This window comes from Paenibacillus sp. EPM92, from assembly GCF_016586185.1.
GTDB classification, from domain to species: domain Bacteria; phylum Bacillota; class Bacilli; order Paenibacillales; family NBRC-103111; genus Paenibacillus_G; species Paenibacillus_G validus.
The window spans coordinates 205988-226230 of sequence record NZ_BCPS01000082.1 but is presented as its reverse complement, the minus strand read 5'-3'; the positions used below and the strand labels follow the sequence as shown (position 1 = coordinate 226230).

General features: G+C 45.0%; 20 protein-coding genes. 18 read left to right on the top strand and 2 right to left on the bottom strand.

The genetic code is table 11. The features are described 5' to 3' along the window. Positions 1–200 precede the first annotated feature (200 nt). Both JMF85_RS22130 and JMF85_RS22125 read left to right on the top strand, forming a co-directional pair. The gene (locus tag JMF85_RS22130) at positions 201–1163 is read left to right on the top strand and encodes a sugar-binding transcriptional regulator (protein WP_230876220.1); all 963 of its coding nucleotides are present in this window, start codon (positions 201–203) and stop codon (positions 1161–1163) included. A 284-nt stretch (positions 1164–1447) separates the two neighbouring features. Next, a complete protein-coding gene (locus JMF85_RS22125) occupies positions 1448–1786 on the top strand; it encodes a bh protein (protein WP_127610559.1) in 339 nt (112 codons plus the stop codon). A 238-nt stretch (positions 1787–2024) separates the two neighbouring features. Here JMF85_RS22125 and JMF85_RS22120 read toward each other — a convergent pair whose 3' ends face one another. Then, a complete protein-coding gene (locus tag JMF85_RS22120) occupies positions 2025–2669 on the bottom strand; it encodes an isochorismatase family protein (RefSeq protein ID WP_127610557.1) in 645 nt (214 codons plus the stop codon). Positions 2670–3005: 336 nt separating this feature from the next. Between JMF85_RS22120 and JMF85_RS22115 the strand changes: the two genes are divergently transcribed. From JMF85_RS22115 to JMF85_RS22090, 6 genes are all read left to right on the top strand, one after another. Next, entirely contained in the window at positions 3006–4007 is a 1002-nt protein-coding gene (locus tag JMF85_RS22115; RefSeq protein WP_201318903.1) for a LacI family DNA-binding transcriptional regulator, read from the top strand. A gap of 53 nt (positions 4008–4060) precedes the next feature. Beyond that, positions 4061–4963 (top strand): nucleoside hydrolase, encoded by a 903-nt coding sequence (locus JMF85_RS22110; protein ID WP_127610553.1) that lies wholly within the window; start codon positions 4061–4063, stop codon positions 4961–4963. 19 nt (positions 4964–4982) lie between these two features. Further along, complete coding sequence (locus tag JMF85_RS22105; protein WP_127610551.1) at positions 4983–6326, top strand: sugar ABC transporter substrate-binding protein; 1344 nt, start codon at positions 4983–4985, stop codon at positions 6324–6326. Between the two features lie 97 nt (positions 6327–6423). Continuing rightward, complete coding sequence (locus JMF85_RS22100) at positions 6424–7284, top strand: carbohydrate ABC transporter permease (RefSeq protein WP_201318902.1); 861 nt, start codon at positions 6424–6426, stop codon at positions 7282–7284. 15 nt (positions 7285–7299) lie between these two features. Beyond that, positions 7300–8136 (top strand): carbohydrate ABC transporter permease, encoded by an 837-nt coding sequence (locus JMF85_RS22095; RefSeq protein ID WP_127610547.1) that lies wholly within the window; start codon positions 7300–7302, stop codon positions 8134–8136. 229 nt (positions 8137–8365) lie between these two features. Beyond that, the gene (locus JMF85_RS22090; RefSeq protein ID WP_127609656.1) at positions 8366–9142 is read left to right on the top strand and encodes an isochorismatase family protein; all 777 of its coding nucleotides are present in this window, start codon (positions 8366–8368) and stop codon (positions 9140–9142) included. 90 nt (positions 9143–9232) lie between these two features. On the opposite strand, the gene JMF85_RS22085 is transcribed toward JMF85_RS22090, so the two are convergent. Continuing rightward, positions 9233–10015, bottom strand: a complete 783-nt coding sequence (locus JMF85_RS22085; RefSeq protein ID WP_127609654.1) for an IclR family transcriptional regulator — start codon at positions 10013–10015, stop codon at positions 9233–9235. 231 nt (positions 10016–10246) lie between these two features. Between JMF85_RS22085 and JMF85_RS22080 the strand changes: the two genes are divergently transcribed. From JMF85_RS22080 to JMF85_RS22035, 10 genes are all read left to right on the top strand, one after another. Then, positions 10247–11509: an aromatic ring-hydroxylating dioxygenase subunit alpha gene (locus JMF85_RS22080; RefSeq protein ID WP_054795308.1), complete on the top strand. Its 1263-nt coding sequence runs from the start codon at positions 10247–10249 to the stop codon at positions 11507–11509. Between the two features lie 309 nt (positions 11510–11818). Then, on the top strand, positions 11819–12550 hold the full coding sequence (phtC, locus tag JMF85_RS22075; RefSeq protein WP_201318901.1) for a 3,4-dihydroxyphthalate decarboxylase: 732 nt from the start codon (positions 11819–11821) through the stop codon (positions 12548–12550). 4 nt (positions 12551–12554) lie between these two features. After that, complete coding sequence (locus JMF85_RS22070; RefSeq protein WP_054798861.1) at positions 12555–13757, top strand: Gfo/Idh/MocA family protein; 1203 nt, start codon at positions 12555–12557, stop codon at positions 13755–13757. Between the two features lie 41 nt (positions 13758–13798). Continuing rightward, complete coding sequence (gene nadC, locus JMF85_RS22065) at positions 13799–14650, top strand: carboxylating nicotinate-nucleotide diphosphorylase (RefSeq protein ID WP_127609650.1); 852 nt, start codon at positions 13799–13801, stop codon at positions 14648–14650. A gap of 264 nt (positions 14651–14914) precedes the next feature. Further along, entirely contained in the window at positions 14915–15919 is a 1005-nt protein-coding gene (dctP, locus tag JMF85_RS22060; protein WP_164751935.1) for a TRAP transporter substrate-binding protein DctP, read from the top strand. A 13-nt stretch (positions 15920–15932) separates the two neighbouring features. Continuing rightward, the gene (locus JMF85_RS22055; RefSeq protein ID WP_127609646.1) at positions 15933–16430 is read left to right on the top strand and encodes a TRAP transporter small permease; all 498 of its coding nucleotides are present in this window, start codon (positions 15933–15935) and stop codon (positions 16428–16430) included. A gap of 26 nt (positions 16431–16456) precedes the next feature. Then, positions 16457–17770 carry a TRAP transporter large permease gene (locus tag JMF85_RS22050; RefSeq protein ID WP_127609644.1) on the top strand — a complete coding sequence of 438 codons (1314 nt, stop codon included), beginning with the start codon at positions 16457–16459 and terminating at the stop codon, positions 17768–17770. A gap of 176 nt (positions 17771–17946) precedes the next feature. After that, positions 17947–18144, top strand: a complete 198-nt coding sequence (locus JMF85_RS28695; protein ID WP_201318900.1) for an SDR family NAD(P)-dependent oxidoreductase — start codon at positions 17947–17949, stop codon at positions 18142–18144. After that, entirely contained in the window at positions 18128–18706 is a 579-nt protein-coding gene (locus JMF85_RS22040; protein WP_201318899.1) for an SDR family NAD(P)-dependent oxidoreductase, read from the top strand. Before JMF85_RS28695 ends, JMF85_RS22040 begins: the two co-directional genes overlap by 17 nt. Before the next feature lie 30 nt (positions 18707–18736). After that, on the top strand, positions 18737–20236 hold the full coding sequence (locus JMF85_RS22035; RefSeq protein ID WP_201318898.1) for an aldehyde dehydrogenase family protein: 1500 nt from the start codon (positions 18737–18739) through the stop codon (positions 20234–20236). Positions 20237–20243: the final 7 nt, after the last annotated feature.

Genomic DNA, 20243 nt, shown 5'->3' with positions numbered 1-20243 from the left:
TTATGATTATGAGGGTTGAGGTGACAACGGAGTCTCTGCATGAGTCGGTTGCGGAAGCTGCGGATGGCCGGTATGGGAGTTCGTCATGAACACGGGATAAGGTGCAATCGAAGAGGTTGTCTCGATAAGGACAACCTTTTTGAGTTATCCTAAATTGTGATATAATCGTTGATATGTTGAAGTACGGATGGGGTTGAGCGATGATGATGACCGATCAGGAAAAGAAGTTTTTACTCAAGATTAGTCGCATGTACTATTTTGACGAACTCACGCAGGCGGAAATCGCCAAGAAGGTGGGCGTTTCCAGGCCGATTATTTCCAAGGGTCTGCAGAAGGCGCGTAATGAAGGGTTGGTTGAAATCATTATTCATGACCAGGCCTTTCAAACGATAAATCTGGAGCAAGAAATTGAAACCGCCTTTTCACTGGTTGATGTCGTCGTTGTGCCTACAGCCGATATGCCCGCTGAAATTGCGAAGAGTGTCTTATCTAAAGCTGCGGCCTCGTATGTGCTGAAGCATCTAAAGGACGTATCTAAGATCGGCATCTCCTGGGGGACGACCTTGTACAATCTGGTCAAGGAATTTCCGAATGAAGCTCATGACGATTTGAAGGTAATCCCGCTTGTAGGCGGTATGGGATCTAACCGGATCGAGCTTCACTCGAATCAGATTGCCTATGAATTATCCAAGAAGCTAGGCTGCAGCTGTGAATCGTTATATGCTCCTGCTATTGTAGAAAGCGAGAATTTTCGAGACCTGCTGCTGCAAACGCCGACGGTTGCCGATGTACTTGAAGAAGCGAAGAAAATCGACCTTGCCATAGTGGGAATCGGAAATCCGTACATGAATTCGACGATGGAGGAGATCGGATATCTCGGCGCTAAAGAGCTCAGAAGTATCAAAGAGGCAGGTGTGGTAGGGGATATCAACTCATGCTTTATTTGTGCAGACGGCTCCATTGCCAAGGACACGATCAATGAACGGGTCGTTGGGATTCGTGTGGACGATCTAAGGAATGTGGGGAAGGTTATTGCTGTCGTTGAAGGAGCTCATAAGGTAGAGGCGATCCTGGCGACGCTTCGGGGAGGCTATATTCACACGTTGATAACCGATGAGCAAACGGCCGTAGAGTTGACGCTAAAGATGAGAGGCCAAAAGTAATGGGCATGACCTCTGGTTGCAGACGATGCAGCCTTTTTTATTAGTGAAACCGCTTTTTGATATTGATACTTCGAATGAAAGCGGTTTATAATAACAGTGACAATCGCAAAATTCGACAAATTTAGCGTATCGCATAAAAGGACAGCGAAGGCTGCTGCTCAGCAAAGAAGGGAGATGAAAGTATGTCTTCGTACAAAAGGTGCGGAGCAAAACCCGGGATTCCTGTTAGCCACATGGAATAGGATATAATATGGTGAAAATTTGAGAATAATCGGGGGAACGATATGAAAGAGACTCAGATCAATACTTCTCTTTTTTGTATCCGGTGTAAAGAAGAAACCGACCACACGATCACCTATTTAAATAAACATATTTCTCGAATCCATTGTGATTTTTGCGGTAGACAGATGGATATTCATATTGACATTTCTCACGAAATTTACGATGAAGTTGTGAAGAGAATCAGGAGCAAGCCGGTACGCATGACGGAAGAATACCGCCATCACCTGAAGGAGTTTCTGCTCTCGTTGCCGGTAAGGATCGTTAGTAAGCCGTACCGGGTGTATAGGGAAGCCAAAGAGATCGAAGGATACTTTAAGAAGTACAGTGTTAGAAAAAAGTAATTTCAAGAACCGCCGCGGCGAACAGAATCCCTCACCGAATCGCCTCACCGAATCGCCTCTGCGAGGCCCTGTACCCGATTCCGGGCGTCCAGCTTCCTGATGGCGGACTTCGCATCATCTTGTATGGTAAATTTATCATGAATCCTGAACATCACAAACGGAGCTGCGCGGGATTGCGGGCTCCGTTTTCTATTGCACGCCGGAGCCTGTACGCGCAGTTCCGAATCTGAATAAATGGTTATGGAATCATTCCTTGAAAATAAGAAAGTACAGTCTCGATGGAGACCACATCCGCGTACTTGGCTTGCAAATCGAATAAGCTCTGCTTATGTGCCGCTTCCGACCGGTCTCCGACAGCTTCTTCTACGATCATAGGGCGGAATCCGTAAGAGATAGCGTCTACAGCGGTTGCGCGTATACAGCCGCTTGTTGTGCAGCCGGTTAGGATTACCGTGTCCACTTGCTGGGATACGAGGCGGGATACGAGGTCCGTTCCGAAAAACGATGAGGCATATTTCTTGACAATGATCGTATCGCCAGGTTCCCTATGAAGGGTGGAATCTACAGCTACGACATCTGTGCCTGATCGAAGCGTAACCAACCCGCTCTGCTTCAAGGCCCAAATGCCCGCGTCTTTAAGATTGTCATCATAGCTGACCGTTGTGAAAATAACGGGAATGCGCAATAACCGCGAGGCGTCGATCAGACGGTTCGTCTGCAGCAGCTGCTTATCCACATTGGCGGCCAATACCAAGTCAGGGTTCCGGTAATCTGTAAACGCTTTAATAAAATCTACAACTACAATCGCCGGACGCTGTCCAAAACCGATTCGCTGTCCAAATCCTTTTTCTTTAAAAAAAGTTTCCTCGTCAATATGAGTCATGCTATTCCGCCCCTTCGTTATGGATTAAAACTTATATAAACTTATTCAAAAATTAACATAAAATATAAATGTTAGTCAATATTATATCGGTTTGAAAGGTTTAAAATAAAAATAAAAAATAATTGGTGCGTATAGCGGAACATTTGCGTTGAAAGCTTAAGGAAAGGGGAGTAAGCTATCCCTGTTCCATGTTGAAAGCGCTTAGAAACTGAAGGGGGAAGGAGTGCATGTCTATGGCTAAACCATGTGATGCGGCGGGGAGGAGTGCTTATTCGGGTGCCGGATTTTTTTACATGCCATGTGTAACCGGTTTACTACACTTGAAAGAAGGATCCTATGTCAACGATTAGGGACGTTGCCAAGTTGGCCGGGGTTTCGGTTGCCACCGTCTCCAGAGTTATTAATCAAAAAGGCTACATAGGCAAAGACACGGAAAAGAAGATCAAAGCTTGTATGGCCAAGTTGCAATATTCACCCAGTTCAGTTGCCCGGGGCCTGGCAGGCAAGAAAACAGATACCATTGCACTGCTTATTCCCGATATCACCAATCCGTTTTTTCCCGAAATCGCCAGAGCGGTGGAGGATACGGCAAGCAGTTATGGGATAACCACCCTTTTGGGAAATTGTGATGAAAACGGAGTTAAGGAGCTTCGGTATCTCGATATTCTCAAGAAACGCTATGTCGATGGCATCATATTTGCCGAGCATGGTCTTACATGGAATGAAATTCACGGCATACTGGGTTCCGGAATGCCTATTGTATCTCTTGATCGCGCTGCGCTTTCCGAAGAGGTTTCCTCTGTTCGGGTGAACCATTATCAGGGTGCCGTTCTTGCCGTCGAACATTTGCTGTCCATCGGCTGCAGAAGAATAGCGCATATAAGCGGTCCGAATCACCTTATTACTTCCGCCAACCGGAATCGCGGTTATACCGATACCTTGCGAAACGCCGGATGCTTTGATCCTGATCTTGTTTATGAAGGGGATTTCAGTATGGAGTGCGGGATGCGTGTAACTGAACAATTACTGAAGGAAAACGAAGGGGTAGACGGGATTTTCACCTCCAACGATCTCATGGCCGTTGGTGCATTAAAAACATTGATTCGATCGGGTGTTAAAGTCCCTGAGGATGTGGCTCTTATCGGTTTTGACGGGATCAGCATGACACAGATGGTAGAGCCGGAAATCAGCACCATCGCGCAGCCGATATACGAAATCGGAAAACAAGCGGTATTTCAATTAATTCATCAAATCGAAGACCGTCATGAGCTGCCGGAGATGACCCCCCGTGTCTTGGAAACCAAGCTGATCCAAAGAGCTACAACAACAAGATTTTAATAGGGTGTAGCCTGCTTTATTGAAATAACAAAGGATATCATGAGGAGGTTCACATGCAGCGTATTATTCTGGATACGGATATCGGTACAGATGTGGATGATGCCCTGGCTTTAGCATTGGCCTTAAGGTCTCCGGAAATTGTATTGGAGGGAGTAACAACGGTTTATGGGGATGTAGATATTCGTGCGCGTCTGGTAAAAAAACTGATGCATTTAGCTAATCGCCATGATGTGTGCGTCTACAAAGGGATTGAGAAGCCGCTGCTGCAAAATCGGGAAGTGTTTTGGGCGGGACATGAAGAGCTGTTGTTATCGAATCATGAAGCCTTCGACATTGAAGACCGGCATGCCGTTGATTTTATCATTGACAAGATTATGAGCAATCCCGGCGAGATTACCCTTGTACCGATCGGGCCCCTTACCAACATTGCGGTCGCCATAATTCGTGAACCCCGAATTGTTGAGCATGTTAAGGAGATCATCCTGATGGGGGGCGTTACTCGCCTAGGGAATAACGGAATTGAATTGCCTCCGATTGAGCATAACGTGAAATGCGATCCCGAGGCGGCATCCCTTGTTTTTTCCTCCGGGGCTCCAATCGTCATGGTTGGATTGGACGTTACGATGAAGGTTCGAATCACATCAAAGGAAAAAGATGAGCTTTATGCTTCCGGAGATCCGCTAAATATCGCATTGGCCCAGTCCATTGAGAAATGGTTGCGTTTTCGGGGCAAGGATTGGACGGCGATGCATGATCCGCTGGCTGTATCTTTATTGGTTGACCGGTCCATTGTCCAAACGCAAAGAATGAACATAAGAGTAGAATACGATCACCGCCATCCTACAGGACAAACCGTCGCGGTTTTCTCTGAAGACGCCAATGTGGAGATAGGCTTGGAAGTGGATAATGAAAGGTTTATCCGATTGTTAATGGATCGGTTGCTTGCACAAAATTGAAAATAGGGGAGAAAAAGAAATGAAAAAAATCGTATCTGTACTGCTGATCGCTATGTTGGCATTTACTGCAATCGCCGGCTGCTCTTCGGGTAACCAGCCGGTGCCGGAAGCTAAAACGCCAGACAACACAGGTTCGGATAAGCAAGCAAAAACGGAAATCACGATCATGGTTCTCGGCGAATGGCTCAAAGATCTTCAGGTGCTTGTAGGAAAATTCGAAGAAGCAAATCCCGACATCAAAGTGAGTGTGGTTTCGTTGCCGTTCCGGCAACTATTCGAAGGAATCGAGGTACAGATGAATTCGAAGAAACCTACCTTTGATTTATTTACAGTAGATGGTCCTCTGGTTGCGAACTACACGGCCAAGGGCTTCCTGGAACCGTTAGACAGCTATATTACCGCCGAACAAAAAGGAAAGCTGATCGACTCCTCTGTGCAGTTAGGGACGTTTAACGGCAAGTTCATGGCATCCCCGTTAAATACTTCCAGTCAGCTGTTATACTACAACAAAGACATTCTCACGGCCAAAGGAGTTACACCGCCTTCAAGCGACCCGAAAGAACGTTGGACATGGGAAAAATTAGTGGAAGAAGGAAAGAAACTGACCTATGACAGCAACGGAGACGGGCAAACGGATGTATTCGGTTTTAGTTTCCAGCAAATTGGCCGCCCTTATCAGGTATTGCCTTTGGCGCACAGCTTAGGGGCGAAAGTCATCAGCGACAACGGCATCCAAGCAAGCGGGTTTACGAACTCTCCAGAGATGGTTCAGGCAAGCAAATTTTACTTTGACTTATTCAATACGTGGAAGATTAGTCCCAAAATTAGCCCCGATGTGTCCATCGATTACTTTGCAACAGGTAAAGTGGCGATGTTTGTTGGAGGAACGGCGTTATTGAAGCAGCTTCAAGATAAAGGTCTTTCTTTCGGTTATGCGCCTATTCCTTATTTCGACGGGCAAAAACCGGCAACGCCGACCGGAAGCTGGCATTTAGGCATTTCCCAATTCTCCACCAAGAAAGAAGCCGCTGCCAAGTTTATCCAATATGCGACAGTCGGGGAAGGATCGAAAGTTTGGTTCGAGCAGCGTAATGAAATTCCGGCTAACAAGGAATTGCTGGATGCCATCGACAAGGAAGCTAAATTCAACGAATTCCCGGCAAGCGGATTAAGATTGGCTGCTTATGAAGCAAAAAATACGTCGGTTTCACGACCATCTACGCCAGGCTATCTGGAATGGGAATCTTTGCTGAACAAGGCATATGAGGATATAAAAAATGGCTCGGAACCCAAAAGCGCACTCGATAATGCCGCTGATCAGATTGACCGCCAACTCAAGAAATATGAAACCATAGCCAAATAATTTCTTTCATGACCTGTAACGTATAAGGAGGGCGTTTCTATATGACAAATGTCCCTCCTTTTATCTTAACTAGCAGACCATAGGGTGGTGAGTCAGAATGAAGGATAGAGCCTATGTACCGTATGCGTTTTTATTTCCGGCGCTTTTGGGGATTTTAATATTTAAACTTCTGCCGATCGCCGAAGGACTGAAGGAGAGTTTGTATGCCTCATCCTTTCTGGCAGGCGAGAAAATATTCACAGGATTAAAAAATTATGGGGATCTTCTAACTGACCCTGTGTTCTGGAATTCGGTGAAAATTACCCTGTTGATGAATGTCGTCATCAATCCTTTGCAGATTGTTCTCGCTTTATTTCTTGCGATACTTTTGAATTATCATTTGCGAGGCATAGGTTTTTTCCGCTCTATTCACTATATTCCGATAGCCGTTTCGCTGCCGATTGCATGTGTGCTCTGGAGCTTGATGATGAATCAGGAACAGGGCATTCTTAACTCGCTGCTTATAGCGTTAGGCTTGGAGCCGCAACCCTTTCTAGGAAGTCAGGATCAAGCGCTGTGGGCGATCATAGCGATTGCTACCTGGAGAGGCGTAGGGTATTGGTCCATCTTTCTCCTGGCCGGATTGCAGGAAGTTCCTCTCTCGCTCTATGAAGCGGCATCGATTGACGGTGCGGGCAAGTGGAAGCGGTTCAAGCATGTCACGATTCCAATGATGAAAAGGCCGCTTATTTTTGTAACGGTTGCTGATACGGTAACAAATTTTTTACTGTTTGCTCCGATGTATATTTTGACCAAGGGCGGTCCTCAGGATAGTACCAACGTTCTGATGAATGAAAGCTTCAATAGTGCATTCATGTATTCCGATCCGGGAAGAGCCTCGGCTATTGTTATGATCCTGCTTTGCATCATATTGATTATTATTACCGCACAGTTCAAGTTATTTAAAGCGGAACACTAATGAGGGGGGATGGAAATGAAGCTTAGTCTTAAACCTGTTATATATGCCATTCATTTCCTGCTTGTCGGGATTGTCATTTTTCCGCTTTTGTTTGCTTTGGTTTCATCGTTTAGACCTTTAGACGATATCTTCCGCTATGTTTCGCCTATATCGTGGAGGACTTTTATTCCCACTTCAATGACCTTGGAAGCTTATACGAATCTTTTTCAATTAAGAGGATTCGGCCGGGTCGTATTTAATACTTTTTTCATTGCGATCGTTACCGTAATCTTTAGCATTGCGATTAACTCTATGGCCGCGTTTGCTTTCGCAAAATTTAATTTCAAAGGCAAAATCGTGATTTGGGCCTTAGTGATGTTAAGTTTTATGATTCCGTTTGAAGTGATATCGATACCGTTATACAGTTTGGTTAACAGTATGGGATGGGTGGATACGTATAAGGGTCTCATCATACCGGGCATCGCAAACGGTCTGGTTATCTTTTTGTTCCGCCAATTTTTTATGGACTTACCGGATTCTTTATTGGAATCGGCAAGAATGGAAGGGGCTTCCTGGTGGATGATCTATACGAAGATCATCATGCCGCTCTGTAAACCGGTGACGATAAGTGCAGGGCTGCTAACGTTTATTCTTCAGTGGGAATCTTTTATGTGGCCTTTAATCGTAACTCGATCAGAGGAATATAGGGTCATTCAGGTGGCCATTAGTTTGGCTACCACCGAACATGCGACTTTCTGGAATGAAATGTTTGCGGCAACCGTCCTGGCCGTGGTCGTGCCAGTCGTATTGATTTTAGTACTGCAGCGTTACTTTGTTCAGGGTGTTGCCAGTTCGGGTTCCAAGGAAAGCTAATGATCCAAGTTGAGCGAAGAGAGGAGTTGCTTTTTGCAGCTGCTCCTTTTCTGTTTTTCGAGCTTATTCCAGACGAAGCTTCTTACGATCATTTTATGAATAGATCTTTCAAAATATAGTTAAAGTTATTATACTTATAAAAGATACGCAAGTTTAATTAAGTAATGTTGACGGATTTCCAAAAAAATAATACAATGATTACGGTTAGCATAAGAATAGAGGTCTAAACATGGATAAAGATTATATAACGATCGCCGAGGCTGCCAAAAAGCTGGGAGTATCGCCTGCGACACTTCGCAGATTGGAAAAAGACGGACAAGTTGAAGGCTATGGATTAAAGGTCTATTACACGCCGGGCGGTCAAAGAAGATATCAGTACAATGAAGTCAAACATGCCTATGGAACCTGGGGCCCGTTCGGAAGGATGGGATTTGGCAATAAACCGTGCATTATTGTAAGAGACTTAATTCGTTATTTCACAGACCCCACTTCTAAAGCGGGGTATGACATGGATAAGGTTATCGAACAGACTCATTTATTGTTGGAATCCGCTACCAAACTGAATATTCCGATTGTTTTTGCTGTTACCATCTATGATCCGAATAATAAAATATCGAATCTGTGGGCGAAAAAAATAGAAACCAACCTCATGTTAAAGCAGGAATCGATTTGGACGGATATTGAGCCAAGATTAGGCCATTTTCAATTCAACAAAATTATTCATAGTCCCTACATTTCTCCTTTTTTCAAATCCGATTTATCCGATTGGCTGAAAGCCCAGGATATCGATACGGTTATTATCGTAGGCAACAGTACAAGCGGATGTATAAGGGTAACGGCGATTGATTCTCTTCAACATGGGTTCCATACCATTGTGCCGGAAGAAGCGGTAGCTGATCGCTCGATCACAGAGCACCAAACGGCCCTTTTGGAATTAGATGTCAAGTATGCTGATGTGATCCGGGTCGATGAAGTGCTTGAATATTTTCAAAAAGTACAAATCTAGTTTTTATAGGTAACGACAGGAAACAGGGTTGAGGATCTTCTCCTCACCCTGTTTTTTTCGTTTAAACCGTAACAGATTTGCTGGTTGTCCTTAATATCCCAGGTTTTCCGATATTTCTTTTGCGGCTTCCATGACTTTAATTTTGTAATCGTTAATTTTATAGTGTTGGAATCCTTCGGTTGTTCCCGCTATGGAGACGGCAGCCACCACTCTTCCGGTGTAGTTTCGAATAGGGGCGGCAACCGAAATCACTCCCGGGGTTAGCTCCTCGATACTAACGGCATATTTTTGTTCGCGTACTTGTTTGATATGCTCAAGAAATTTGATGGGATCGGTGATCGTATGTTCGGTAAATGGAGTTAAACCTTTTGAAATAACCATCTCCAAATATTCTTCTTTTTTATGGGCGAGTAAGACTTTGCCGGTACTCGTACAGAACGCGGGGTTTCTTTTGCCCACGTGAGGAAGTCTTAGCGGATGAGGGGATTCCATCTGTTCGATATAAATGACGTCCGCTTCTTCCAGAATGGCAACGTGTGCCGATTCCCCGGTCTGCTTAACTAATTTCATGAGCACCGGCCGGGACTCCTTCGTTAATTGCAACTGACGTTTTACAATCCCTCCTAATGATAACACGGTCAAACCCAGCTGCCATTTTTGAGATTCCGGATCTCTTCGAGCAAAGCCCTCGCTTTCAAGGGTAGCCAGCAAACGACTGACCGTACTTTTTCCTATTCCTAGCTCGACAGCCAGCTTACTGACCCTCTTTTCCGTCTCATCTTCAGAAAAACTGCGTAAAATACGTAAAGCATTTCTGACGGAAGACAGCAAGTACTCTTCGCTCGATCTTTTTCTATTCGCATCCGGTTTCATCTCAGATAACCTCCATATGCCGTTATTTGTCCCTCATAGCAGAACAAAGGCCTTACGTTTATTATACAAAATTTGTTACGGTTTCCTAGTTATTTTAGTTGATATTTATTAAAAAAATAATTATTTTGGTGCGTATATCAGAACATTTGAGTTGTACGGAAGTGATATCGAAGTTACGATTATGACATAATAAAGCAACGAAATTTAGAGGTCATTACAGGAGGGATTAACATGTTAAGCAAGGAACAAAATGAAACGCTGACGAAAGTAGGTCCGGGAACCCCGACGGGAAGTTTGCTTCGCAGATATTGGCATCCTGTAGCAGCAAGCTCTGAATTTCCGAAGGCCGGGACGAGGAAAGTCAAGATTTTAGGAGAGGATCTGGTCTTGTATCGCGACCGGTCCGGGAAGCTGGGGCTTGTTCAGGAACGCTGTCCGCATCGAGGGGTTTCGCTTGAATACGGAATACCGGAAAACGATGGCCTTCGTTGTCAATATCATGGCTGGTGTTTTAATCGTGAAGGCGCTTGCACGGAACAGCCGAATGAACCTGAAGAAAGTACGTTTAAAAACCGGATTAAAATCAAATCTTATCGTGTCGAGGAGCTAGGGGGACTTATTTTCGCTTATTTAGGTCCGGAGCCTGCTCCGCTGTTGCCCCGATATGACTTATTTCTTCGAGATAATGTAATCCGGACTATCGGATATGCCATTGTACCGTGCAATTGGCTGCAAATTATGGAGAACTCGCTTGACCCCATTCATTTGGAGTGGCTGCATGGTCACTACTTTGAGTATGTTTTTGAACAGCAGGACCGTCCGGTGAGCGAGTGGCCTATTACGAAGCACCATATTAAAATCGGTTTTGATGAATTTGAATACGGCATTATTAAGAAGAGAGTGTTGGTAGGACAGACAGAGGAATGCGAAGACTGGCGTGTAGGACATCCCGTGGTTTTCCCTAATATGCTCCGTGTAGGAGACAGCGGGGCGCATTCGTTCCAAATTCGTGTTCCTATGGACGATAACCATACGTATCATATTTGGTACACCTGTTATGTGCCGAAAGAGGGAGTAAAAATTCCGGAAAATTACCCGATTTCCCTGTATGAATGCCCGATCAAGGATGAATCCGGGAAGTTTATTACGGATTATATCGATGGTCAAGATATGATGGCTTGGATCACACAAGGAGAAATTGCCGACCGGACAGCTGAACGACTGGGTACTTCGGACAAAGGGATTATCATGTACCGGCAAATGCTGCTGAAGGAGCTGGCCAAAATCGAAAGAGGTGAAGATCCGCTGTGCACGTTTAGGGACCCGGAGAAAAATCAAATCATTGAACTGCCTCAAGAAGAGGATAAATTTAGTGAGGGCGCCCTGCTGACCAATGTATCGAAAAACTGGAATACCAGATATGCAGCCAATATTGATGAAATCATAGAAATTTGCAGAAACGGGAATATTCCTTCGAAGTATGTCATGGTCTAAAAAAATTTGAAGGATAATCAGGCTCCTAGGCTCCTTCTTCATAATTCATGAATGGGAAGGGGCCTGATTTTTTGTTGCCGCTACCTATTGGGTCGAAAGGGGAAACGACATGAAGATCAAGTGTTGTCCGAGTTGTGGAGAATCTTTGCTGCATCCGCGCAGTTTGCTAAATGAATTTTGGATTTCAACGGATACGGCTTATTTTTGCTGGTGCAGCTTCTGTTCATGGCGTGGTGAGATTATTGAGGTCACCCGAGTAACGGCGCCGGAAGCAGGATGACGGAATGATGGAGAGGAGGTTGGCATGCAATGAGTGATTTGTTGCAAGATATTCGCGAAAAGATTGCCCTGTCCTGCCGAATTTTGGCTATGGAGGGCTTGGTAGATGGGATTCTGGGGCATGTCAGTGTGCGCATACCGGGAACAGATGAGATGTTTATCCGTTGCAGGGGCGAAGAAGAGAACGGTGTGCGTTACACCCGGTCAGATGCTATTCGGCGTGTCGATTTTGACGGAAACGGTGCGGATCTTGAAGGGAAGTACGATGTGCCCAAAGAACTCCCTATTCATGGGGAAATGTATAAATTACGACCGGAGGTCGGTTGTGTTATTCATGCACACCCGCTGGATGCCTTGATTTGCGGGATTACCGATTTGGAGTTTAGGCCTGTTTTCGGTGCGTTTAATATTCCGGCCATGCGCATGGCTCTTGAAGGAATACCCGTATTTCCGTGTTCCTGTCTGATTACCCGCCAGGAGCTCGCCCATTACATGATGCAAGCGATGGGGGATAAGAACATCTGTTTAATGAAAGGACACGGTATTACCGTAACGGGGAAGACGGTAGAGGAAGCTACCGTTCGTGCCTTGAATTTTAATATTCTGGCCAAGGTTACGCTTCAGGTGGCTCAAACGGGAAGAGAAGCTGCACCGATATCCCAGGAGGATATGAACGAGCTTCCTGATCTGGGAACTACGTTTAATGACCAGTGGGGATGGCGTTATTACGTGAAAAAACTCCACGAGGAAGAGAAAAGGTGAATATATGGCTCATTTACAAAGAAAGGAATCACCTGTATTAAGAATAGGGATTGCCGGTCTTGGTATTGCCGGCAGCTCCATAATCCCCGCGTTTCTTAAGCATCCGAATGTGCAGCTTTCGGCAGCGGCAACCCGAAGTAAGGAACGGAGAGAGAAATTTGCGAGTGATTATCAAGCGGAAACCTTTCACAGTATAGAGGAGTTGTGTCAAAGTTCGTCAGTGGACGCTATTTATATCGCGACTCCTACCGAGCTTCATACCGAGCACGTCCTGCTGGCGGCCGAAAATAAGAAGCACATTATCGTAGAGAAGCCGATGGCGATCACGCTTGAGGATGCAGACAAAATGATTGAGGCGGCTGAAAAGAACGGAGTCGTCATGATCGTGGGGCACTCTCACAGCTTCGAACCCCCTATCCGCAAAATAAGGGAAATCGTTAGAAGCGGAGAGTTGGGAGAGGTGCGCATGATTCACAATTGGTACTTCAATGACTGGATCTATAGACCCCGGACTCCAGAAGAATTGGATACGCAGTTGGGGGGAGGCGTAACCTTCCGGCAAGGCTCGCATCAATTTGATATTATACGGCTTATTGGAGGCGGATTGATCAGGAGTGTCCGGGCCATGACGGGAGTATGGGACCTGACGCGGCCGACAGAGGGAAGCCATACTGTTTTTCTGGAGTTTGAAAGCGGGGCAGCAGCCACTGCTGTCTATAACGGCTATGATCACTTTCATTCTACGGAGCTTACTTATGGGATTAGTGAGGGAGGGCCAGTCGTTTCCACGGATGTGTATGCCAAGTCTCGCAGAACAATCGATCAAGTGGGCCGCATAGAAGAAAGCCAGATTAAAAGTCTGGCGGGCTACGGGGGATCGAGAGCTAAACAGTACGACCATGCGGAAAATCATCATCCGTTCTTTGGATTGACGGTTGTAAGCTGCGAAAAAGGTGATATTCGTCAATCTCCTAATGGATTATACGTTTATGGGGAAGACAAGCGGTATGAAATAGCGCTTCCTGCTGCGGCTACAGGACGCGATGCGGTCATCGCGGAGCTTTATGATGCGGTTTACAACGATCGTCCTCCGGTGCATGACGGCCGATGGGCTAAAGCGAATTTGGAGGTTTGCTTAGCCGTGCTGGAATCTTCCAAACAGCGCAAGGAAATTTATTTGAACTATCAAACGGCGGTCACGGATTAATTCATTCTAAATATATGAACCGACAATGAGGAGAAGAGAAGATGTTCCTGAACAAAAATAAGCTGCATCAACAAATTCGAGACTGGTTGGAGGAAGATGTTGGACCAGGTGACGTGACCTCCTGGGTAACGGTCCCTGAAGATTTGACCGGAACTGGAATTATTCACGCCAAAGGGGAAGGAATCTTGGCGGGAATCCCCGTTCTTCAAGCTGTTTTTTCAGTCGTTGATCCCAGTGTCGTCATCCAGACAAGGATTAGCGACGGTGAGGTTCTTACGAAGGGAACGATTATAGCGGAATTATCCGGTAATATCCGTTCTATACTAACGGGTGAACGTATTGCCCTTAATTTGCTGCAGCGCTTATCCGGTATTGCTACCAAAACAAACCGTCTCGTTCTGGCAGCGAGGCCCTATAACGCTAATGTCAGGGTTGTTGAAGCGAGAAAAACAACACCCGGACTTCGTATGCTGGAGAAGTATGCGGTGCGTGTGGGGGGAGGAAATTCGCATCGCTATGGATTATTTGATGCGGTTTTGATTAAAGACAATCATATTAAAGCTGCCGGGGGATTAAAGCAGGCCGTGGAATCCGCTCGAGCCGGAATTCCTCATACCATGAAAATTGAAGTGGAAGTTGAATCCATTACGCAAGTGGAGGAGGCCCTGGAGGCGAAAGCCGATATTATTATGTTCGATAACATGCCGCTTGACACGATGAGGCATGCGATCGCGCTGATTGGAGATCAAGCCATTACCGAGGCATCCGGGGGAATCACCATCGATAATATAGCGGAAGTTGCCGGATTGGGAGTTAACGTCATTTCTATGGGAAGCTTGACCTACTCCGTAAATAATGTCGATATTAGTCTTGATTTGTTTAATAAAAAATAAATATTGCTTAGAACAGCCGCTTTCTTCAGAGAGTGGCTGTTTTGTGTTGCGCCGGGATAGGCGTACATGAAAAACAGATATAAGTTACGTAAATTTATTAAAGTTATTTAACAATACAGAAAAATATAAGTTTGAATAAGTTTTTATTGACGTATTTTTTAATAAATATTACAATCATTATATTGAAAGCGTTTTATTGTGGGGAGCGATTGTTTATCAATGGCCTCATATGAACGTATATACCAAAGGAAGAGGTGTCTAAAGATGTCTAGTAAAAAAAGTATTATCAGCTTCATTTCGCTCTTGGCCATGACAAGTCTCATCAGTGCCTGTTCGGGCAATCCAAGCGGTACGGGTTCCACGCCCTCATCGGAAAAATCAGTTGTGCTCAAAGGGGTTACCGCCTGGGAAGAAAATAATATTCATAGTGCAGGATTCGGCATGTTTCAGAAAAAAATCGAGGAGCAAAGCAATGGCCGAATTAAAGTGCAGTATGCAGGAGGTCCCGAATCGATCCCGGCCTTTAATCAGGGAGATGCGGTACGTACGGGGGTCGTAGATTTTTCCGTTCTTTCTACAGCTTATTATCAGAACCAGGTGCCGGAAGCCGTAGTTACCAATTATAGCGAACTGTCTGTCGAAGATGAATGGAAGAACGGCAGCATGGCTTTCCTGAATGAAATACATAATAAAAAATTAAATGCCCAATTCATAGGAAGATCCAGCGGGATGAGCTACAGTCTATATACGAAAAAGCCGATTACCAGTATCGACGATCTTAAAGGCAAACGATTCCGGACATCGCCTGTCTATGTGCCGTTTATTAAAGCATTAGGTGCAGAGGCTGTGATCATGCCGGCAGGAGAAATCTATACGGCAATCGAGCGGGGGGTCATTGACGGCGTAGCTTGGCCCAAGGGTGGAGTCACAGATTTGGGGCTGCAAAAACAAATTAAATATCAAATATCACCCAGCTACTGGAAAGTCGATACTTCTATGATCATGAATCTGGACAGATGGAAGCAGCTGTCTAAAGAAGACCAGGATTTGATTAATAAGGTAGCCCGTGAAGTCGAGAAAGAACTTCCCCTATTCATTGAAAAATTTATTGAAGACGAGCAGAAAAAGTTGAAAGAAGCCGGGATTCAGGAAGTTAAGCTGCCGGAAGAGGAATACTTGAAAATTGCCAATGATTCGGCTTGGAAGTGGGTAGAGACGAATTTGCCGGAGAACGGAAAGAAATTAGAGGAATTGTTCAGAAAGAAATAGGAGGGAGATCCTTGTGAAATTCCGCAAGATGGTTCACCAGTTTGACCGGGCATTGTCACAAATTGAAGTCGTTTTTATGGCGATAGCCGCCATTTTATTGTTTGTGATGATCTTTACGGTCTGTTTTAGCGTGGTCGGCCGTTATTTTTTAGGAATACCGGCTGCATGGACGGTGGAGTTGAGTGAATATATTATGGTTTTTCTAGCTTTTTTATCGGCCTCATGGGTGCTCCGCAAGGATGGGCATGTTCGTTTGGACCTGCTCCTGAATACACTCAGTCCTAGTAAGCAATTGCTTTTTAATCGAATTACGGCCATTATTGCAGCTATTGCCTGCGGCTTATTTTTCTGGTTTAGCTTGAAAGCCACCATTGACAATTATCAAAGGGATGTCATTTCTTATAACATTTTGAACACTCCGAAATATTTGGTTTTGTTGCCTATTCCATTAGGCAGTCTGCTTTTAACTCTCAGATATATTCGAAACATTTTGAGTGATTTTAAAATTTGATTAGAACAGCGAAGAAGGTGATCTAAATGGAGTGGTGGTTGTTTCTTATTTGTTTCTTTGGGTTGCTCATGGTATTCATGTTTATGGGGATGCCGGTGGCATTTTCATTCTTGGCGGTAAACTTTATTTTTATCACCTATGTCATGGGCTTTAAGCCCGGAATGAATCAAATTGTATTAAGTGCTTACGATTCGTTGGCCAAGTTTCCATTAACAACCATACCGCTCTTTGTCATCATGGGGGAATTGCTGCTGCATTCGGGACTGGTCGTGAAAACCTTGGATGTTTTATCCAAATGGTTAGGGCGTATACCTGGACGGTTAAGCGTGCTTTCCATTATCAGCGGATCTTTTTTTGCCGCTCTAAGCGGATCAAGCATCGCTAATACTTCCATGCTGGGAACCGTATTGGCACCAGACATGCGAAACCGGGGTTATCATAACTCCATGGTCCTTGGACCCATCATGGCCTCGGGAAGTCTGGCTGTCATCATGCCGCACAGTAGTCTGGCTGTCCTGCTGGGGAGTATCGGCAAGGTATCGATTGGCGATTTGTTGATAGCCACCGTTGTCCCGGGAGTTTTGATGACCGCGATTTTCGTTGTGTACATCATGATCAGGTGCGCCAAAAACCCTTCCCTGGCCCCGGCTTATCCCATTGAAGAGAGCAGCTGGTCCGATCGGATCCGTTCGCTAACATTCGGGGTCATGCCTACTGCGCTTTTGATTCTTGCAACCGTACTTTTGATTTTCTTTGGTATCGCTACGCCTACCGAATCAGCCGCATTGGGAGCGTTTGGCGCTTTGCTGCTCGTGATCATGTACAGGGCGCTGACGTGGGAAGTGTTATTAAAGTCCATTAAGGGAACATTGGAAATTTCAGGAATGATCCTGATTATTATCGCTGCTTCCTCTGCGTTTACACAGCTGCTGGCTTTTACGGGAGCAAGCCGGGGATTATTGAATATGGCTCTGGGGCTTGAAATTCCGTCTCTATTGATTATTGTCATTATGCTTCTGATCGTCGTTTTCCTGGATAGCTGTATCGATCCGATTTCGATCATGATGATCACCCTTCCGGTTTACATTCCCATGGTCATCGCTTTAGACTACGATCCGATTTGGTTTGGTATTATGATGCTTATTTGTTTGGATCTGGGCAATTTAACCCCGCCTTTCGGTCTGCTGCTGTTTGTTATGAAAGGGGTTTCGCCGCCTGAAGTGACCATGAAGGAAATTACGCTAAGTGCAGTTCCCTTTGTCTCGCTGAAAGTCATGCTGATCATATTGATTATGATGATTCCGGAGATCGCGACGATGCTTCCGAGCTTAGGGAAATAAATGGTTGAAAATGAAATAAGAGTATGTTAAAAAATTAAATAAATATTATCAAACTTGTTATAAAAGTTAAATTATTAAAATAAATATATAAGTTTAAGTAAGTTTTGTTGACAATATTTTCATCTGCTACTACAATTGAATCATGAAAACGTTTTTAAACTGGGAGGTTATGTCATTTGAAGCTTAAAGGAAAAGTTGCGATTGTCACGGGTGGAGGGCAAGGCATCGGGAGAGCATTTTCCATGCGCTTGGCACAAGAAGGAGCTAAAGTTATTGTCGCCGACATTAATAAAGTAAATGCAAGTCATGTTGAAGAAGAGATTAAACGCGGCGGTCTGGAAGCCAAAGCGGTTTTTTGTGGATGTCTCCAATGAACAAAGCACGCTTGATATGGCCAACGAAACGGTGGAGACCTATGGAAAGATAGATATTTTAGTCAATAATGCGGCGATTTTTTCAACGATAAAAATGAAAAAAATGGAGGAAATTACCGGGGGAGAATGGGATGCCATGATGAATGTAAATTTAAAAGGCGTCTTTTTATGCTCCAAAGCTGTTGTGCCGGTGATGAAAAAACAAAATAGCGGAAGGATCATTAATATTTCCTCAGCTGCGGTCTATCTGGGACGGACGGATTATATCCATTATGTTGCATCGAAGGCAGGCGTATTGGGATTCAGCGGATCTTTGGCCAGAGAAGTTGGCGAGTACAACATTACGGTAAATTCCATTACACCGGGACCTACCTATACGGAAATTCCGCGCGAAACGGTGAATGACGACCAAAAACAGCGCATGTTAAACATGCAATCGTTGAAACGATTGCAAGTACCGGACGATCTGGCGGGAACCGTTGTATTCTTGAGCTCGGACGATTCCTCGTTTATTACGGGTCAAGTTTTCAACATCGATGGCGGTATGAATATTCGTATTTAAATGAGCGTTTTACGAGAGGAGCAGGGACCGTTGATTGAGACAAATAAATCTTTAGAGGATTGGGAGAAGCTCAAGAGATCGATGCTGGATAAAGATTGGAATATGCTGATCGGAGGGCAACTGGTTAAGGCGCAAAACGGCGAAACCTATGAAACGGTTAATCCTGCAAATGGGGAAGCCTTGGCGAAAGTACCGTTCGCCCAACAAAATGACGTTGAACATGCGGTTAAAGCTGCAAAACAGGCGTTCGAAACCTGGAAGCATGTACCGCCGATCGAACGTGGCAGGCTGATCCGTAAACTTGCCGATGAATTCCAGAAGAGAGCCGATGAGTTTGCAGTGCTTGACTCGGTAGATAGCGGAAATCCGGTTACGGCTATGCGCGGTGATGTATTTGCTTCCGCCTCCATGATGGAATACATGAGCGGATTGGCAAGCGAAATGAAAGGGGACACGTTCCCCTCCAGCCAAAATTGGCATTTGACGCGCAGGGAGCCGTATGGCGTGATTGGAAGGATCATTCCATACAACCATCCGATTATGTTCACGGCCACTAAAATCGTAGGTCCTTTAATTGCAGGAAATACGGTCGTGCTTAAAGCTCCGGATCAATGCCCGCTTTCATCCTTGCTTTTTGGGGAATTATGTCAGCAAATTTTGCCTCCGGGTACCGTAAATATTGTTAGTGGCGATGGCCGGACGACGGGCGACGCCATTGTACGTCACCCGGATATTAAAAGAATCGGGTTGATCGGCAGCGTTGAAACTGGAAAAACCATTCTCAAATCATCTGCAGAAGTTGGAATCAAGCATATATCGCTCGAGTTGGGCGGTAAAAATGCAATGATTGTATTCCCGGACGTTGATTTGGAAAGTGCGGCTAAAGCGGCGGTAAAGGGCATGAATTTTACATGGTGTCAAGGGCAATCCTGCGGATCGACATCAAGGCTATTCGTGCATGAGGATATATACGACCAATTTTTACCTAAATTGAAGCATTATGTAGAGCAAATTAAAATCGGAAATCCGCTGGATCCTGAAACCGAAATGGGATGTTTGGTTTCCCGGAATCAGTACGATAAGGTTGTTTCTTATATCGATGCTGGACATCAACAAGGAGCCCGTCTTCTCATCGGGGGGAAAAGAGCCGAGGGAGATACCTTTGATAAAGGCCTGTTTATTTTGCCTACCGTATTTGAAGATGTAAATGAAAAGATGAGCATCTTCAATGAAGAAATATTCGGCCCCGTCCTCTCGGTGATCAAGTGGAATAATGTCGAAGATGCAGTTCGACAAATCAACAGTGTCCCTTATGGATTAACCGGTTCGATATGGACCCACGATATTCAAACCGCGCTCCGCATGGCGGAGAACATAGAATCCGGTTTCCTCTGGATAAACGGTAGTTCCTCCCATTACCTGGGGGTTCCGTATCAAGGTTACAAAAACAGCAGTATCGGTTCCGAGGAAGGCCTGGATGAAATATTGAGCTATACTCAGGTGAAAACGGTTAATATTGTGATGGAATAATGTGCTT

Excerpts from the sequence above, each read along its gene's own strand:
- JMF85_RS22130 (WP_230876220.1), top strand. The coding sequence starts at position 201 with ATGATGATGACCGATCAGGAAAAGAAGTTTTTACTCAAGATTAGTCGC.
- JMF85_RS22125 (WP_127610559.1), top strand. The coding sequence starts at position 1,448 with ATGAAAGAGACTCAGATCAATACTTCTCTTTTTTGTATCCGGTGTAAA.
- JMF85_RS22120 (WP_127610557.1), bottom strand. The coding sequence starts at position 2,669 with ATGACTCATATTGACGAGGAAACTTTTTTTAAAGAAAAAGGATTTGGA.
- JMF85_RS22115 (WP_201318903.1), top strand. The coding sequence starts at position 3,006 with ATGTCAACGATTAGGGACGTTGCCAAGTTGGCCGGGGTTTCGGTTGCC.
- JMF85_RS22110 (WP_127610553.1), top strand. The coding sequence starts at position 4,061 with ATGCAGCGTATTATTCTGGATACGGATATCGGTACAGATGTGGATGAT.
- JMF85_RS22105 (WP_127610551.1), top strand. The coding sequence starts at position 4,983 with ATGAAAAAAATCGTATCTGTACTGCTGATCGCTATGTTGGCATTTACT.
- JMF85_RS22100 (WP_201318902.1), top strand. The coding sequence starts at position 6,424 with ATGAAGGATAGAGCCTATGTACCGTATGCGTTTTTATTTCCGGCGCTT.
- JMF85_RS22095 (WP_127610547.1), top strand. The coding sequence starts at position 7,300 with ATGAAGCTTAGTCTTAAACCTGTTATATATGCCATTCATTTCCTGCTT.
- JMF85_RS22090 (WP_127609656.1), top strand. The coding sequence starts at position 8,366 with ATGGATAAAGATTATATAACGATCGCCGAGGCTGCCAAAAAGCTGGGA.
- JMF85_RS22085 (WP_127609654.1), bottom strand. The coding sequence starts at position 10,015 with ATGAAACCGGATGCGAATAGAAAAAGATCGAGCGAAGAGTACTTGCTG.
- JMF85_RS22080 (WP_054795308.1), top strand. The coding sequence starts at position 10,247 with ATGTTAAGCAAGGAACAAAATGAAACGCTGACGAAAGTAGGTCCGGGA.
- phtC (WP_201318901.1), top strand. The coding sequence starts at position 11,819 with ATGAGTGATTTGTTGCAAGATATTCGCGAAAAGATTGCCCTGTCCTGC.
- JMF85_RS22070 (WP_054798861.1), top strand. The coding sequence starts at position 12,555 with ATGGCTCATTTACAAAGAAAGGAATCACCTGTATTAAGAATAGGGATT.
- nadC (WP_127609650.1), top strand. The coding sequence starts at position 13,799 with ATGTTCCTGAACAAAAATAAGCTGCATCAACAAATTCGAGACTGGTTG.
- dctP (WP_164751935.1), top strand. The coding sequence starts at position 14,915 with ATGTCTAGTAAAAAAAGTATTATCAGCTTCATTTCGCTCTTGGCCATG.
- JMF85_RS22050 (WP_127609644.1), top strand. The coding sequence starts at position 16,457 with ATGGAGTGGTGGTTGTTTCTTATTTGTTTCTTTGGGTTGCTCATGGTA.